At 68.9% G+C, this 14,898-nt stretch carries 13 protein-coding genes; 8 read left to right on the top strand and 5 right to left on the bottom strand.

Features of this window, described 5'->3' with window-relative positions; genetic code table 11:
• Positions 1 to 91: 91 nt before the first annotated feature.
• Positions 92 to 691: a helix-turn-helix domain-containing protein gene (locus ACWFRB_RS19055; RefSeq protein WP_452642771.1), complete on the bottom strand. Its 600-nt coding sequence runs from the start codon at positions 689 to 691 to the stop codon at positions 92 to 94.
• 89 nt (positions 692 to 780) lie between these two features.
• Here ACWFRB_RS19055 and ACWFRB_RS19050 point away from each other — a divergent pair, with 89 nt between their 5' ends.
• Positions 781 to 1,440 carry an enoyl-CoA hydratase-related protein gene (locus tag ACWFRB_RS19050; protein ID WP_452642780.1) on the top strand — a complete coding sequence of 220 codons (660 nt, stop codon included), beginning with the start codon at positions 781 to 783 and terminating at the stop codon, positions 1,438 to 1,440.
• Positions 1,441 to 1,445: 5 nt separating this feature from the next.
• Here the strand turns inward: ACWFRB_RS19050 and ACWFRB_RS19045 are convergent, their stop codons facing one another.
• Positions 1,446 to 2,060: a dihydrofolate reductase family protein gene (locus ACWFRB_RS19045; protein WP_452642769.1), complete on the bottom strand. Its 615-nt coding sequence runs from the start codon at positions 2,058 to 2,060 to the stop codon at positions 1,446 to 1,448.
• Between the two features lie 72 nt (positions 2,061 to 2,132).
• Entirely contained in the window at positions 2,133 to 3,062 is a 930-nt protein-coding gene (locus tag ACWFRB_RS19040) for a LysR family transcriptional regulator (protein ID WP_452642767.1), read from the bottom strand.
• 142 nt (positions 3,063 to 3,204) lie between these two features.
• Here ACWFRB_RS19040 and ACWFRB_RS19035 point away from each other — a divergent pair, with 142 nt between their 5' ends.
• The 7 genes from ACWFRB_RS19035 to ACWFRB_RS19005 all read left to right on the top strand — a co-directional run bounded on the left by ACWFRB_RS19035 (position 3,205) and on the right by ACWFRB_RS19005 (position 12,714).
• The gene (locus ACWFRB_RS19035) at positions 3,205 to 4,635 is read left to right on the top strand and encodes an MFS transporter (RefSeq protein ID WP_452642766.1); all 1,431 of its coding nucleotides are present in this window, start codon (positions 3,205 to 3,207) and stop codon (positions 4,633 to 4,635) included.
• On the top strand, positions 4,632 to 5,384 hold the full coding sequence (locus ACWFRB_RS19030) for a 3-hydroxybutyrate dehydrogenase (protein WP_452642764.1): 753 nt from the start codon (positions 4,632 to 4,634) through the stop codon (positions 5,382 to 5,384). Before ACWFRB_RS19035 ends, ACWFRB_RS19030 begins: the two co-directional genes overlap by 4 nt.
• Positions 5,384 to 6,151 (top strand): CoA transferase subunit A, encoded by a 768-nt coding sequence (locus ACWFRB_RS19025; RefSeq protein WP_452642778.1) that lies wholly within the window; start codon positions 5,384 to 5,386, stop codon positions 6,149 to 6,151. The genes ACWFRB_RS19030 and ACWFRB_RS19025 overlap by 1 nt, the downstream gene beginning before the upstream one ends.
• Positions 6,152 to 6,153: 2 nt before the next feature.
• The gene (locus ACWFRB_RS19020; RefSeq protein ID WP_452642776.1) at positions 6,154 to 6,834 is read left to right on the top strand and encodes a CoA transferase subunit B; all 681 of its coding nucleotides are present in this window, start codon (positions 6,154 to 6,156) and stop codon (positions 6,832 to 6,834) included.
• 277 nt (positions 6,835 to 7,111) lie between these two features.
• Positions 7,112 to 9,724, top strand: a complete 2,613-nt coding sequence (locus ACWFRB_RS19015) for a beta strand repeat-containing protein (protein ID WP_452642762.1) — start codon at positions 7,112 to 7,114, stop codon at positions 9,722 to 9,724.
• A 165-nt stretch (positions 9,725 to 9,889) separates the two neighbouring features.
• Positions 9,890 to 11,251, top strand: a complete 1,362-nt coding sequence (locus ACWFRB_RS19010; protein WP_452642760.1) for an MFS transporter — start codon at positions 9,890 to 9,892, stop codon at positions 11,249 to 11,251.
• Positions 11,248 to 12,714: a pyridoxal phosphate-dependent decarboxylase family protein gene (locus ACWFRB_RS19005; protein WP_452642759.1), complete on the top strand. Its 1,467-nt coding sequence runs from the start codon at positions 11,248 to 11,250 to the stop codon at positions 12,712 to 12,714. The genes ACWFRB_RS19010 and ACWFRB_RS19005 overlap by 4 nt, the downstream gene beginning before the upstream one ends.
• Before the next feature lie 61 nt (positions 12,715 to 12,775).
• Here the strand turns inward: ACWFRB_RS19005 and ACWFRB_RS19000 are convergent, their stop codons facing one another.
• Both ACWFRB_RS19000 and ACWFRB_RS18995 read right to left on the bottom strand, forming a co-directional pair.
• Positions 12,776 to 13,252: a Dps family protein gene (locus tag ACWFRB_RS19000; RefSeq protein WP_452642757.1), complete on the bottom strand. Its 477-nt coding sequence runs from the start codon at positions 13,250 to 13,252 to the stop codon at positions 12,776 to 12,778.
• A gap of 174 nt (positions 13,253 to 13,426) precedes the next feature.
• Positions 13,427 to 14,893 carry a catalase gene (locus ACWFRB_RS18995; protein WP_452642756.1) on the bottom strand — a complete coding sequence of 489 codons (1,467 nt, stop codon included), beginning with the start codon at positions 14,891 to 14,893 and terminating at the stop codon, positions 13,427 to 13,429.
• Between the last annotated feature and the right edge of the window lie 5 nt (positions 14,894 to 14,898).

Below are 14,898 nucleotides of genomic sequence, written 5' to 3'. Positions count from 1 at the left end.
GGCTGCACACCTACAATCACCATCGGCAACACTCCGCCATCGGCAGGAACGTTCCCTTCAGCCGTTTGACTAACGTCCCTGGGCAGTACAGCTAGTCCCGCGGACGGGCCTCGACGATCGCCCGCACGGCATCGGGCAGCCGGTCCCGGCGACTCTTCGGCGGACGCGCACCGGCCTGGAGGTAGCGTCCGGCGAAGCTGTACGGCAGGTCGACCAGGGCCAGCACCACCAGGTCCGTCTCGCGCTTGCCCGCCCGCCCGAACACCGCGCGCGCCAGCTCCGCGATCAGGCTGCCTGTCTGCTCGTCGGCCCGTCCGACCTCCGCGATCAGCTCGTCGCCCAGGTTCAGGTGCAGCACGTCCTCGCGGCGGAGCCGATCGAGCAACAGCATGTCGCCCGGCTCGGCGACGCAGTGGTCGTAGAGCGCGAGGGCCAGCTCCACCACCACCTCGACGGGCTCCCCGGTGGGCTCGAACCCGGTTGGCCGGACCTGCTGGGTGCGCCGCACGGCTCGCAGCCAGGTCCGCGCGAGCAGTTCGTCGATCGAGGCGAAGCGGTGGTAGATCGACCCGGTCGGCGCACCCGCCCGTGCGGCGATCAAGGCGACCGTCGCGGACCGCGGACCGCGCTCGAGGATCACCTCTCGCGCGGCGTCGAGCAGTGCGTCGGTGGAGAACGTGGTGCGGGCCATGCGCCGAGTATCGCAGAATCCGGGGCTGGACAGCCATCCGCTCTAGAAGATAGTTTCTAGAAATGACATTCTCAAACACTCCCGACGGCCTGCCGACCCTGAGCCGAGACGGCGACGTCTTCGTGCTGAGTCTGGGGTCCGGCGAGAACCGCTTCAACCCCGACTGGCTCGACGCGGTCGACGCGCACCTCGACACCGTCGAGGCCGCCGAGGGTCCAAGGGCCCTCGTCACCACCGCCGCGGGCAAGATCTGGAGCAACGGCCTCGACCTGCAGTGGTTGATGGCCAACGCCGACCAGATCCCGGTGTTCGGCGCGCGGGTCGAGGCGCTGTTCGCCCGCGTACTCGTCCTGAAGTTTCCGACGGTCGCGGCACTGCAGGGACATGCCTTCGGCGCGGGCGCCATGCTGGCGCTCGCCCATGATCAGCGGGTCATGCGTGCCGACCGCGGGTTCTTCTGCTTCCCCGAGGTCGACATCCAGATCCCCTTCTCGGCGGGCATGTCCGACCTGATCGCCGCCAAGCTCCCCGTGCGTACCGCGCACGACGCCATGACCACCGGCAGGCGCTACGGCGGGGCCGAGTCCACCGCCGAGGGCATCGTCGACGAGGCGGTCGACGAGCAGTCCGTCCTGCCCGCCGCGATGGACCGCGCCCGGGCCCTCGCACCCAAGGCGGGCGAGACCCTGGGCACGATCAAGCAGCGCCGGTACCGCGCGGCGCTCGCGGAGCTACGGAACCCCGCCTAGACCCGCTACTCCTCGGCGAGGTCGCCGTATTCGGGCTTACCCGAACGCTCGTAGGAGCTGATGACCACACCATTACCCGTGACGCGCGACTGCGCCAACGTGAAGGCGGACGGCAGCGCGTCGGTCGGGAACAGCCGCTTTCCGGTGCCGAGCAGGACCGGGAAGGACAGCAGGTGCAGCGTGTCGATCAGACCCTCCCGCAGCAGCCACCGCACGAGCTCTCCGCTGCCGTGCACCTGGAGCTCTCGACCCTCCTGCTCCTTGAGCGCGGCCACCGCCTTGCCCGGGTCGCCGGTGATCAGGCGGCTGTTCTGCCAGTCGGCCGCAGAGAGGGTGGTCGTGACGACGTGCTTCGGCAGCGTGTTGAGCCGGCTGGCGATCGGATTCGCTGGGTCGTCGTGATTCGGCCAGTACGAGGCGAAGATCTCGTACGTCTTCCGACCGAGCAGAAACGCGTCGGCCTGGTCGAACACCTCGATGATGAAGCGGCCGAAGTCCTCGTCTCCGTACGGCGCCGACCAGCCGCCGTGGACGAACCCGCCGCTGGGGTCCTCCTGGGGACCGCCCGGCGCCTGGTAGACGCCGTCGAGAGTGACGAAGGTGGTGACGGTCAGTTTCATCGTCGTGCTCCTGTGTGCTCGGTGTCGCGGGTGTCAAAGGTTCTGACTCCCGGACAGACCAAAACTCATCGGCTACCGAAACGTCCCGAGCAGCCGGTCGCGCTCCCGTTCGGCGGTGTCCCTGATCTCCTCGACCACGGCCGCCACCTCCCGCCTGCGTAGCGCCTCCGACCGGGCCACCAGCCAGTAGGTCAGCTTCGTCGAGACCAGTTCCGGCAGCAGCCGCACCAGATCCGGGTGCCTGTCGGCCATGAAGCAGGGCAGCAGCCCGATCCCCGCCGCGGCCCTGGTGGCCTCCACGTGCACGAAGACGTTCGTGGAACTCACCGACTCCCGCATCTCGGGAGCGATGCTCCGCGCGACGTCCAGGTCGTCGACCTGCAGCATCGAATCGACGAAGTACACCAGGGAGTGTTCGGCCAGTTCCGCGATCGCGTGCGGGGTGCCCCGCTCGCGCAGGTAGTCCCGGGAGGCATACAGCCCCAGCACGTAGTCCGCCAGCGGCAGGGCCTCGGCCCGGTGCACCTGCGGCCGTCCGACCACGATCTCCACGTCCATGCCCGACCGCTGCCTGGACGCCCGGCGGGTGGTCGCCACGATCTCCACCGCGAGGTCCGGGTGGCGCCTGCGCACCCGCGCGGCGGCGGGCGCGGCGATGTACGCGCTGAACCCGTCCGTCGCGGACACCCGCACGACCCCCTTCAGCCTGCCCTGTCCGGAGGAATCGGAGGCGAGCGCGTCGACCACCGCCTCGACGCTCTCCGCGGCGGCCAGCGCCTGCCTGCCGAGGTCCGTCAGCTCCCAGCCACCCGCCGCCCGCTCCAGCAGCCGTCCGCCCAGGCTCTTCTCCAGCGCGGCGATGCGGCGGGAGATGGTCGTGTGGTTGACGCCGAGGTCCTCGGCGGCCGAGGTGAAGCGCCCGGTCCGGCCGACGGCGAGCAGCACCAGGAGGTCGTCGGCGCTCGGACGACCCAGAGAATGCCGATCCACGGAATCCGCCATATCTGCATCCTTGCAGATCCAGGGTGCGATTTTCCTCATTGTGGGCCGCATCGCGTGCACCAATACTCATCGCAGGACGCCGAATGTGGACTGCATCACATGGCGAACGCGATTGTCGGGCCGAGCACACGAGGAGTCAGCGATGAGTACCGAACAACTGTCACGGGCGGGCGGGGGCGACCCGGCCCCGGCCCAGGACACCGCGCCGTCCGGGCTCAAAAAGGTCGTCGGTGCGTCGATGGCGGGCACCGTTGTCGAGTGGTACGAGTTCTTCCTCTACGGCACCGCCGCGACACTGGTCTTCTCCAAGGTCTTCTTCCCCGCGGGCGGCAACGAGCTCGATGCGATCATCGCCGCGTTCGTCACCTACGCGGTCGGCTTCGCGGCCCGGCCCATCGGCGGCATCGTCTTCGGACACTTCGGCGACAAGTTCGGACGCAAGAAGCTGCTGCAGTTCAGCCTGCTGCTCGTCGGCGCGGCCACCTTCCTGATGGGCTGCATCCCCACCTTCGGGCAGATCGGCTACTGGGCGCCGGCAATCCTGGTGGCGCTGCGATTCATTCAGGGCTTCGCCGTCGGCGGCGAATGGGGCGGCGCGGTGCTGCTCGTCGCCGAGCACAGCCCCAACCGCAGTCGCGGGTTCTGGGCCAGCTGGCCGCAGGCGGGCGTCCCTGCGGGCAACCTGCTCGCCACCGTCGTGCTGCTGGTCCTGACGACCACGCTCTCCGACGCGGCCTTCCTCAGCTGGGGCTGGCGCGTGGCGTTCTGGCTGTCCGCCCTGATCGTGTTGGTGGGCTACTACATTCGCACCAAGGTCAGCGACGCACCGATCTTCCTCGAGGCACAGAAGCTGGTCGAGAAGAACAAGGCCGCCTCGTACGGCGTCTTCGAGGTGCTGCGCCGTTACCCGCGCGGCGTGCTCACCGCGATGGGGCTGCGGTTCGCGGAGAACATCATGTACTACCTGGTGGTCACCTTCTCGATCACCTACCTCAAGGTGGTCGTGCACGCCGACACCAGCAAGATCCTGTGGATGATGCTGATCGCCCACGGCGTGCATTTCGTCGCGGTTCCGCTGTGCGGCCACCTGTCCGACACCCTCGGCCGGCGCCCCACCTACCTGATCGGCGCCGTCTTGGCGGGCACATGGGGCTTCTTCGCCTTCCCGATGATGGACAGCGCGCACAACGCGATCGTCCTGGCGGCCATCGTGATCGGGCTGATCATCCACGCCTTCATGTACGCCGGTCAGCCCGCGATCATGGCGGAGATGTTCCCCACCCGGATGCGCTACTCCGGCGTCTCGCTCGGCTATCAGGTCACCTCGATCGTCGCGGGCTCGCTCGCGCCGATCATCGCGGCCAGCCTGCTCAGCCGCTTCGACTCGTCCCTGCCGATCGCCTTCTACCTGCTCGGTGCCTCGGTCGTGACCGTCATCGCGGTCGCCTTCGCCCGTGAGACCAAGGGCATCTCGCTCGAATCCGTCGATGCCGCGGACGCGAGGACCCTCGCCGAGGAGAACGCGGCGGCCGCACCGCTCGTCACCGGCCAGAGCGCGGCGGTGGCCCGATGACCGCGCAGACCCTCGCCGGGCGCTCGGCCCTGATCACCGGCGGCGCGAGCGGGATCGGCGCGGCCACCGCCAGGGCGCTCGCGGCCAGGGGCGCCCGCGTGGTGATCGCCGATGTCGACGAGGTCGCGGCCAAGACGCTCGCCGATGAACTCGACGGCCGGGCCTGGGCCGTCGACCTGCTCGACACCGACGCGCTGGCCGGGCTCGCGCTCGAGACGGACATCCTGGTGAACAACGCGGGCGTGCAGAGCATCAGCCCCATCGAGGATTTCCCGCCCGCGGAGTTCCGCAAGCTGTTGACCCTGATGGTGGAGGCGCCGTTCCTGCTGATCCGGGCGGCCCTTCCGCACATGTACGCCAACGGATTCGGCCGGATCATCAACGTCTCCTCGGTGCACGGGCTGCGCGCCTCCGAGTTCAAGTCCGCATATGTCACCGCGAAACACGGCCTCGAAGGGCTGTCCAAGGTGACCGCGCTCGAGGGCGGCAGGCATGGGGTGACTAGCAACTGCGTCAATCCCGGGTATGTGCGAACACCCCTGGTGGAGAAGCAGATCGCCGACCAGGCCGCCGTACACGGCATCCAGGAAGAGGAAGTGCTCGCGCGGGTGATGCTCACCGAGAGCGCGATCAAGAGGTTGGTCGAACCGGCCGAGGTGGCCTCGCTGGTGGCGTGGCTCGCAGGCGACGAGGCCGGCATGGTGACCGGCGCCTCGTACACGATGGACGGCGGGTGGAGCGCGCGATGATGGACAAGACCGTACGCACGGCCGCCGAGGCCGTCGCGGGCATCACCGACGGCTCGAGCATGGCGGTGGGCGGGTTCGGGCTCTGCGGCATCCCCTCGGTGCTCATCCAGGCGGTGCTCGACGGCGGCGCATCGGATCTCGAGGTCGTCAGCAACAACTGCGGCGTCGATGACTGGGGCCTGGGATTGCTCCTCGGCGCAGGCCGGATCCGGAAGATGGTCTCCTCATATGTCGGGGAGAACAAGGAGTTCGAGCGCCAGTTCCTCTCCGGCGAACTGGAACTGGAGCTGACCCCGCAGGGCACGTTGGCGGAGAAGCTCCGGGCAGGCGGCTCGGGCATCGCCGCGTTCTACACCCAGAGCGGAGTCGGCACCCAAGTCGCCGACGGCGGGCTGCCTCGACGGTACGACGGCGCAGGCGGCATCGCGGTGGCCTCACCCGCCAAGCCGGTGCAATCCTTCGGCGGCCGCGAATACGTGCTCGAAGAGGCGATCAGCACCGACTTCGCCCTCGTCCACGCCGCGCGGGGCGACCGTCACGGCAATCTGGTGTTCGATCTCTCGGCCCGCAACTTCTCGCCGTTGGCGGCCATGGCGGGCCGGATCACCGTCGCCCAGGTCGAGGAATTGGTGGAGCCGGGCGAACTCGATCCCGACGCCGTGCACCTGCCGGGGGTGTACGTGCACCGCGTCCTCGAGGTCGGCCACGGCATCACCAAACGGATCGAGAAGCGCACCGTCAGAACGACTACCGAGAGCGAGCGATGAGCATGGCAGGCGGCAACAACACGGCGGGCGCCCGCACCCGCGAGGAGATGGCGGCGCGGGCAGCGCAGGAACTGCGCGACGGCTGGTACGTGAACCTGGGGATCGGGCTGCCCACCCTGGTGCCGAACTTCGTGCCGCCCGACTGCTCGGTGGTGCTGCAGTCCGAGAACGGAATCCTCGGCGTCGGGCCGTATCCGACTGAACCCGAGATGGATCCGGATCTGATCAACGCGGGCAAGGAGACGGTGACGGTGCTGCCGGGCGCATCCTTCTTCGACTCCGCACTCAGCTTCGGGATGATCCGGGGCGGCAAGATCGACGCGGCGATCCTCGGCGGCATGCAGGTCTCGGCGACCGGCGACCTCGCGAACTGGATGATCCCCGGCAAGATGGTGAAGGGGCCCGGCGGGGCGATGGACCTCGTGCACGGCGCGGGCCGGGTGATCGTGCTGATGGAGCACTGCGCCAGGGACGGCGCACCGAAGATCGTCGAGCGCTGTTCGCTGCCGCTGACCGGTCGGGCCGTGGTGCACCGCATCATCACCGATCTGGCCGTCATCGACGTCACCGCCGACGGCCTGGTCCTGCGCGAGGTCGCGCCGGGTGTCGAGGTGGCGCAGGTGCTGGCGTGCACCGAACCGGAACTGATCGTCGATCTGCCGCTCGCGGTGGCGTCGGCCTGAGCGGCCCGTCCGCACGGTCCGATGAACGCGTTGCATTTTTGATGGCGATCCGCAACTCGAAACCACCGAAATTCGGAGGCCGAATGGCCTCGGAGACCAGTTCGAGATGGCTTTCCAGGCGTTATCCGCAGTTTCTGACACAACTTGTTACCCGACCGTAACTTGCGGTGCCTGTAGTCAAAACTGCAACAAGTTCCCGATTGCGGTGGCACAGTGTGGGCAATTTCATCCAACCGATGCTCGACATCTCTCCCGCGAGTCGGGCGCAAGGAGTGTTATGTCCAAGTCCACAGTGCGGCAATGCGCCGTACCGGTCACGTCCGTGGCGCTGGCCGCGGGTCTGCTGTTGATCGGCAGCCCCGCGTCCGCGGCACCCACGACCACCTCGTTCAAGAACGCCTGCCAGGCCAGCGCGGTTCTCACCGTGCACAAGGTGGCCGACACGTCGATGACCGTCGACGCACCGGCCTCCGTGACGGCGGGTGAGACGTTCACCTACCGCATCCAGCCGAGCGGCTCGTCGTTCCCGAACAGTGAGTCGGGCGCGACCACCACCAACATCTCGCGACTCAAGGTCGACTACGCGATCCCCGCGAACGCGACCTTCGTCAGCGCCGCCGTCGTGGCGGGCAGCGGCATCAACCTCGACGGCGCGGCGCCGACCGTGGATCGCGTCAACGACGCGGGCAACCCTGATGGCGCCGGTGGGCTCCTGCGCCTGTCGGGCGGCAACCAGGTGATCGCCAACGGCGGATCCTCGAGCACCAACAGCGAGGGCGGCATCCGCGCGCCCAAGCTGAAGAAGAACCTCGACGGCAGCACGAACGGCAACGGCGACAGCTGGTACCGACTGCCCGCCATCGATGTCACCGTCACCGCGGGAGCGGCGGGCGTCATCACGCCGAAGGTGCGCACCGCGGGCAACGCCGCGAACTACAACGCGAACGAGAGCTACTACACCTTCCTGCCCAGGGCCACCTTCCTCGGCGGAACCCAGTGGGCGCCGACGCGCTGCACGCCTCGTGACGCGCAGGGCTCCGCGCTGAACGCGGGCGCAGGGCCGCTGGCCACGATCAACGTGGGCGCCGCTGCCGCGGACACCACCACCACCCTGAACGTCCCGGCCACCGCCAAGACCGGCACCGCCGTCGACCTCACCGCCACCGTCGCCCCCGCGGGCGCCACCGGCACCGTCCAGTTCAAGGACGGCACCAACGACATCGGCAACGCCGTCCCGGTCAACAACGGCACCGCCACGCTCAACCACACCTTCACCGCGGACGGGGCGCACGCCATCACCGCCGTGTACAGCGGTGACGCCGCCAACAAGCCGTCGACCTCGGCCGCGGCAACCGTGACCGTCAGCACGGACCCGGTCATCGTCGATACCACCACCACCCTGAACGTCCCGGCCACCGCCAAGACCGGCACCGCCGTCGACCTCACCGCCACCATCGCCCCCGCGGGCGCCACCGGCACCGTCCAGTTCAAGGACGGCACCGACAACATCGGCAACGCCGTCCCCGTGAACAACGGCACCGCCACCATCAACCACACCTTCACCACCAACGGGAACCACGCCATCACCGCCGTCTACAGCGGCGATGCAGGCAACAAGCCGTCCACCTCCGCGGCGTCCAATGTCGATGTCACCACCGATCCGGTCATCGTCGACACCACCACCACCCTGAACGTCCCGGCCACCGCCAAGACCGGCACCGCCGTCGACCTCAGCGCCACCGTCGCCCCCGCGGGCGCCACCGGCACCGTCCAGTTCAAGGACGGCACCGACAACATCGGCAACGCCGTCCCGGTCAACAACGGCACCGCCACGCTCAACCACACCTTCACCACCACCGGAAACCATTCCATCACCGCCGTTTACAGCGGTGACGCCGGCAACAAGCCGTCGACCTCGGCGGCATCGAACGTCGACGTCTCGGTCAACGCCGTCGACACCACCACCACCCTGAACGTCCCGGCGACCGCCAAGACCGGCACCGCCGTCGACCTCACCGCCACCATCGCCCCCGCACCCAGCGGCGGCACGGTCCAGTTCAAGGACGGCGACACCAACATCGGCGGACCGGTCACCCTCAACGGTGCCACCGCAACCCTGAACCACACCTTCACCACCGACGGTGCGCACCCGGTGACCGCCGTCTACAGCGGCGCCGACGGCTTCAACACCAGCACCAGCACGGCCTCCACCGTCGACGTCTCCACCGACCCCGTCATCGTCGACACCGTGACCACGCTCAACGTCCCGGGTGAGGCGAAAACCGGTGACTCGGTGGACCTCTGGGCCCTGGTGAAGGACAACGAGGGCAACAACGCCGCCGGCGGCACCGTGCAGTTCAAGGACGGTGGCACCAACATCGGCGGCCCGATCGGGCTGGTCGACGGCGGCGCGAAGCTGGCCCACACGTTCACCACCACCGGAGCACACTCGATCTCCGCGATCTACAGCGGCGCCGAGAACTTCAACGGCTCCACCGGACAGGCACAGACCGTCACGGTCACCGATCCGGCGCCCGTCGAGGTCGCGACGGTGACCACGCTGACCGCCCCCGGCACCGCCACCAAGGGCACGCCGGTGGACCTGTCGGCAGCGGTGAAGACCGAGTCCGGCGAGGCGGTGACCTCGGGCACCGTCACCTTCATGGACGGCAACACCGCGATCGGTGAGGCGGTCGACGTGGTCAACGGACAGGCCACGCTGTCGCACAAGTTCACCCAGACCGGTGACCGTCAGATCAAGGCCGTCTACAGCGGCGCAACCGGATTCAAGGAGTCGACGTCGAGCGCGTCGACCGTGAAGGTCTCCGGCGGCGGCAACCCGGGCGGCACCGGATCGCTCGGTTCGCTCGGCAGCATCTTCGGTTCCTAGCAACACCCTGACGAACGCCCCCACCCGCCAGGTGGGGGCGTTCGTCGTCCGTCCGGGTCGAGGTTTCACGTGAATCACCGGCGTCTGGCCGGTACCGCCGAGGCAGGCGAATTCTCCCTGAGCACAACCCTCTCGCGGGCCGGCGCAATGACCTATGTTGGCCGGATGACCATGGCTCCCCCACGGCTGAACAGATCGACCGTCACCGGCTACTCGCTCGGCTCGGTCGGTACCGGAGGCTTCGCCACACTGCCCGGGCTGGTACTCGCCTACTACCTCACCGACACGCTCGGGGTCGCCGCCGCTGCGGCCTCACTGGTGGTGTTCGCACCCAAGGCGCTCGACGTGCTGATCAACCCGTACATCGGTTCGCGGAGCGATGCCGACGCGGCCCGCACCGGGACCCGACGCCGGTTCCTGCTCCTCGGCGCGCTGGCCCTGCCGGTGTTCTTCGCGCTCACCTTCGCGGTGCCCGCGGGTGCCTCCACCCTCGTCGGCTGTCTCTGGGTGACCGCGGCCTTCATCCTCGCCGCGATCGCCTTCGGCCTGTTCCAGGTTCCATACATCGCGCTGCCCGCCGAGCTGACCGAGGACTATCACGAGCGTTCCCGGTTGATGTCCTGGCGCGTCGCGGTGCTCGCCGTCGCGATCCTGCTGTTCGGTGCGGGCGGCCCCGCGCTGCGCGAACTCGGCGGCGGGGGCAGGACGGGATACCTGCTGATGGGCGTGATCGCCGGGCTCACCCTCGGGCTCGGCATGCTCGGCGCCTGGCGGATCGCACCGCGCGGCGTCGGCGTCGGCGTCGAGCGCACCCCGGTCGAGACGTCGTCGGGTCACGGGCTCGCCGACAGCCTCGACGCTGTGCGCTCGAGCGGCCCGTTCCGATCCCTCCTCGGCACCTTCGCCCTCCAGGCCCTGGCCATCGGCTGCATGCTCGGCTCCGCCCAGTACGCGGCCACCTACGTGCTCGACTCCGAGGGCGCGGTGTCGATCCTGTTCGCCGCCCTGGTCGCCCCGGCGCTGGCGGTGATGCCGATGTGGATCCGGCTGGTGCGGGCGTGGGGCAAGCAACGCGCATACTTCCTGGCATCGGGCCTGTTCCTGGCGGCCTCGGTCGCGATGCTCGGTCTGATCGCCGCCCCGGGGCCGTGGGTCTACGCGGTGGTGGCGGTGGCGGGGATCGGTTATGCCGGCATGCAGATGCTGCCGATGTCGATGTTGCCGGACGTCATCAGCGACCACGAGAACACCACAGCCGGATCGGTGCGGGCCGGTGCCTTCAGCGGGGTCTGGACCGCGGCGGAGACTCTTGGCTTTGCGCTCGGCCCCGCGGTGGTGCTGGCCATCCTCGCCGTGACGGGGTTCGTGTCCTCGACCGGCGACCACCCCGTCGCACAGTCGGACGGGGCGATCACCGGGATCGTGATCGCTCTCGCCGCCGTGCCGGCGGTACTCGTGGCCGCGAGCATGGTGACCCTGCGCGGATACCGACTGGCGGCCGAAGAACGGAACAGGAGCAACAAGTGATCTTCGAACGCAGCACCGCCGAGGTGCTCGCCCAGCTCGACGAGCTGAGGAAGGCGGACGCTCCGACCGAGGGCGGACACCTGCTGTCCTACGTGTACGACCCAGGGGTCGAGGAACTGCACGAGGTGGCGGCCGAGGCGGCCCGAAAGGCCCAGCCGCTCAACGGACTCGACCCCACGACGTTCCCCTCCGTCGCGGCGCTCGAGCGCGATCTCATCGCGATGGCCCGCGACGTACTGGCCGCGGGTGTACCCGACGTCGTCGGCAGCGTCACCAGCGGCGGCACCGAGAGCTGCATCCTCGCGGTCAAGTCGGCCCGCGACACCTGGCGCGCGAACACCGGCAGCGAGGCGCGGCCGACCCTGGTGATCGGATCCACCGCGCACGCCGCGTTCATCAAGGCGGCGCACTACCTGGACCTGCGGCTGCGGGTGTTGCCGGTGGACCCCGACACCTGCAGGCTGCGGGCCGAGGACGTGGCGGCCGCGCTGGACGAGACCGTCGCGCTGGTGGTCGCGTCGACACCGTCCTATCCGCACGGCGCCCTTGACCCCGTCGCGGAGATCGCGGAAGTCTGTGCGGCCCAAGGTGTCGCCGTGCACGTCGACGGGTGCATCGGGGCCTGGGTGCTGCCGTGGTGGCCGGGCGCCGAGGACCGCCCCGCCTGGGACCTGCGGGTGCCTGGCGTCGCGAGCGTCTCGGTGGACCTGCACAAGTACGGCTACGCCCCGAAGGGGGTGTCGGTGCTGCTCTACCGGGACCGCGACCGGCACCGGCGCCAGTGGTTCGCGACCAGCGCCTGGCCCGGCTACGCCGTCGTCAATCCCACCATCCTCGGATCCCGGACGGTGATGCCGATCGCCGCGGGCTGGGCGGTGTCGCAGACGCTCGGGCGCACCGGGTTCGCCGAGCTGACCGGGCAGATCGCGCGGGCGGCCGAACAGGTGCACAAGGCGATCGACGGCATCGAGGGGCTCCGGGTCGTCGGCGACCCGATCGGACCGCTGGTCGCCGTGGCCGCCGACCCCGAGGTCGCGGCCGAGCGCCGGGTGGATCCGCACCGCTGGGCGGACGCCGCGAAGGACCTGGGCTGGACCCTGCAACCGCAGCCGGGCAGGACACAGTCGGACGGCACCACGCTGCCGCGCACCACGCACCTGACCCTCACCCCGGTCACGGAGCGGGTCGGCGTGGAGCTGTGCGACGCGCTGGCCGAGGCGGCCGATGCGGTGCGCGGTGTGCCGGGCGCGCAGGCACCGGCAGACGTGGTCGCGGCCGCGGGGCAGATCCGGCCCGAGGACCTCACCAGCGACAATTGCGCCGCCGTCCTCGCCCTCGTCGGGCTGGAGCCCGGCAGCGGGCTGGACGGGCCACTGGCCGAGGTGCTGGCGCTGATCGAGGCGCTGCCAGAGCCGGTCGCGGAGCGACTGCTGGTCGAGTTCCTCGCGCGTTTCATGGAGTAGGCGCCTGCGGCGCCTGTGCGCGCTTGACGAGGGTCAGGACTCGTCAAGCGCGCACGGGGGGCTACGCCCCCTGGGCCTGCCACATCCAGTGCAGCTGCTCGAGCCGCGCGGTGATGGCGATGAGCAGGTCCTGGGTGACCGGGTCGGCCTTCTCGGTGAGCTCGATGCGGGCGCGGAGGCGTTCGATGACCGCGGTCAGGTTCGCGACGATCGCGTCGACCACCTCGCTGTCCTTCGTCCAGCCCGCCCCGAAGCCCTTGGTCCCCGCGTCGGCGGCGACCGTGGCGGAACGCCCGTCCGGGCTGACCCCGATCGCGGTGGCACGCTCGGCCGCCTGATCGGTGAAATCACGTGCGGCGGCGACCAGTTCGTCCAGCGACGGGTGTACCGACAGGAAACTTCTACCGATCACGTTCCAGTGCGCCTGCTTGGCGATGAGACCGAGGTCGATCAGGTCCACGACGGTGCCCTGTAGGGCCTCCCCCGCGATCTGCTGCTGTCCGGTGTCGAGGGTGCTGACAATGGGGCTGGTGGTCATTGACTCACTCCTGCGGTTTCGTATGCGTTCGGTTTCGTAGTGAGCGCGGGTGACGTCATCCGCACTCACTACGGTCAACGAACGGCCCGCGCATCCGTTCCCGAATGTGGCGAAGGGCACGTCCACGGGACGAATCGCTACCGGGCGCCGACGCCCGAGGCTCCTCTCCGCCTGCTACTTCCGGCCTGCGCGCACGCCCTCCTCCACCTTCTTGCCGAGATCCGCGTCAACGTGCCTCCAATACTCGAAGACCTTGGACAGCACCGGTTCCCGCACCCCGTTCAGTACGTGGCCGACGATGTTGCCGACCAGGCGCTCGCGCGCGGCATCGTCGAGCACCTCGCGGACGAGCGTTCCCGGCTGCCCGAAATCATCGTCCTCGGGGTGCTCGATGTAGTCGAACCGCCCGAATTCGCCTGACGCCTCCCAGGAGGCCGGCGGGCCGGCAAGCGACGGGTCCGCGGCCGGCCCGTCGAACCCGTTCGGCGCGTACAGCGGAGTGTCCGGTGAGTTCCAGCTGTACCGCATGGCGCCGTCCTTGGAGTACGAGTTCACCTGCGCCTTGGGCCGGTTCACCGGCAGGTCCATGTAGTTCGTGCCGATCCGGTACCTGTGCGTGTCCGCATAGGAGAACACCCGGCCGAGCAGCATCTTGTCCGGCGAGAACCCCACCCCGGGAATCACATTCGACGGCTCGAAGGACGCCTGCTCGATCTGGGCGAAGAAGTTCTCCGGGTTGCGGTTGAGCGTCATCCGGCCCACTTCGTGCAGTGGGTAGTCCTTCTGCGACCACACCTTGGTCAGGTCGAACGGGTTGAATCGATAGGTCTCGGCGTCTTCGTACGGCATCAGCTGCACCTTGAGCGTCCAACTCGGGAAGTTCCCCGCCGCGATGGCCTCGAACAGATCCTTACGGTGGTGGTCGGGGTCACTGCCGGCGAGGCTGTCGGCCTCGGCCTGCGTGAGGAACTCGATGCCCTGGTCCGTCTTGAAGTGGAACTTGACCCAGACGCGCTCGCCCTCGGCGTTGACCCACATGTAGGCGTGCGAGCCGTAGCCGTTCATGTTCCGCCAGGTCTTCGGGATGCCGCGGTCGCCCATCAGCCAGGTCACCTGGTGCGCCGATTCCGGCGAGTTGGTCCAGAAGTCCCACTGCATGTTGTTGTCACGCAGTCCGGAATCGGGCATGCGCTTCTGCGAACGGATGAAGTCCTGGAACTTGATCGCGTCACGCACGAAGAACACCGGGGTGTTGTTGCCGACCAGGTCGTAGTTGCCCACCTCGGTGTAGAACTTCAACGCGAACCCGCGGGGGTCGCGCCAGGTGTCGGGGCTGCCCTGCTCGCCGGCCACGGTGGAGAACCGGGCCAGCATCTCGGTCCTCTTGCCCGGCTGGAAGCAGTCGGTCATCGTGTGGGCGCTCACGTCCGCCGTGACCTCGAACTCGCCGAAGGCACCGCCTCCCTTCGCGTGCACGACCCGCTCCGGGACGCGTTCGCGGTTGAACTGTGCCATCTTCTCGATCAGGTAGTGGTCGTGTAGCAGCACCCCGCCCTGCGGACCCTGGGTCAGCGAATGTTCGTCGCTCGCGACGGGGATACCTGCGTTCGTGGTCGTTGCTCGCTGACGTGCAGCGCTCATGACGA

Source organism: Rhodococcus sp. NPDC055112 (assembly GCF_053607505.1).
This window is presented reverse-complemented; position numbering and strand designations above follow the sequence as displayed.

What these genes read in the sequence shown, in the direction of transcription:
- ACWFRB_RS19055 (WP_452642771.1), bottom strand. Translation starts at nt 691, where the DNA reads ATGGCCCGCACCACGTTCTCCACCGACGCACTGCTCGACGCCGCGCGA.
- ACWFRB_RS19045 (WP_452642769.1), bottom strand. Translation starts at nt 2,060, where the DNA reads ATGAAACTGACCGTCACCACCTTCGTCACTCTCGACGGCGTCTACCAG.
- ACWFRB_RS19040 (WP_452642767.1), bottom strand. Translation starts at nt 3,062, where the DNA reads ATGGCGGATTCCGTGGATCGGCATTCTCTGGGTCGTCCGAGCGCCGAC.
- ACWFRB_RS19035 (WP_452642766.1), top strand. Translation starts at nt 3,205, where the DNA reads ATGAGTACCGAACAACTGTCACGGGCGGGCGGGGGCGACCCGGCCCCG.
- ACWFRB_RS19030 (WP_452642764.1), top strand. Translation starts at nt 4,632, where the DNA reads ATGACCGCGCAGACCCTCGCCGGGCGCTCGGCCCTGATCACCGGCGGC.
- ACWFRB_RS19025 (WP_452642778.1), top strand. Translation starts at nt 5,384, where the DNA reads ATGGACAAGACCGTACGCACGGCCGCCGAGGCCGTCGCGGGCATCACC.
- ACWFRB_RS19020 (WP_452642776.1), top strand. Translation starts at nt 6,154, where the DNA reads ATGGCAGGCGGCAACAACACGGCGGGCGCCCGCACCCGCGAGGAGATG.
- ACWFRB_RS19015 (WP_452642762.1), top strand. Translation starts at nt 7,112, where the DNA reads ATGTCCAAGTCCACAGTGCGGCAATGCGCCGTACCGGTCACGTCCGTG.
- ACWFRB_RS19010 (WP_452642760.1), top strand. Translation starts at nt 9,890, where the DNA reads ATGACCATGGCTCCCCCACGGCTGAACAGATCGACCGTCACCGGCTAC.
- ACWFRB_RS19000 (WP_452642757.1), bottom strand. Translation starts at nt 13,252, where the DNA reads ATGACCACCAGCCCCATTGTCAGCACCCTCGACACCGGACAGCAGCAG.
- ACWFRB_RS18995 (WP_452642756.1), bottom strand. Translation starts at nt 14,893, where the DNA reads ATGAGCGCTGCACGTCAGCGAGCAACGACCACGAACGCAGGTATCCCC.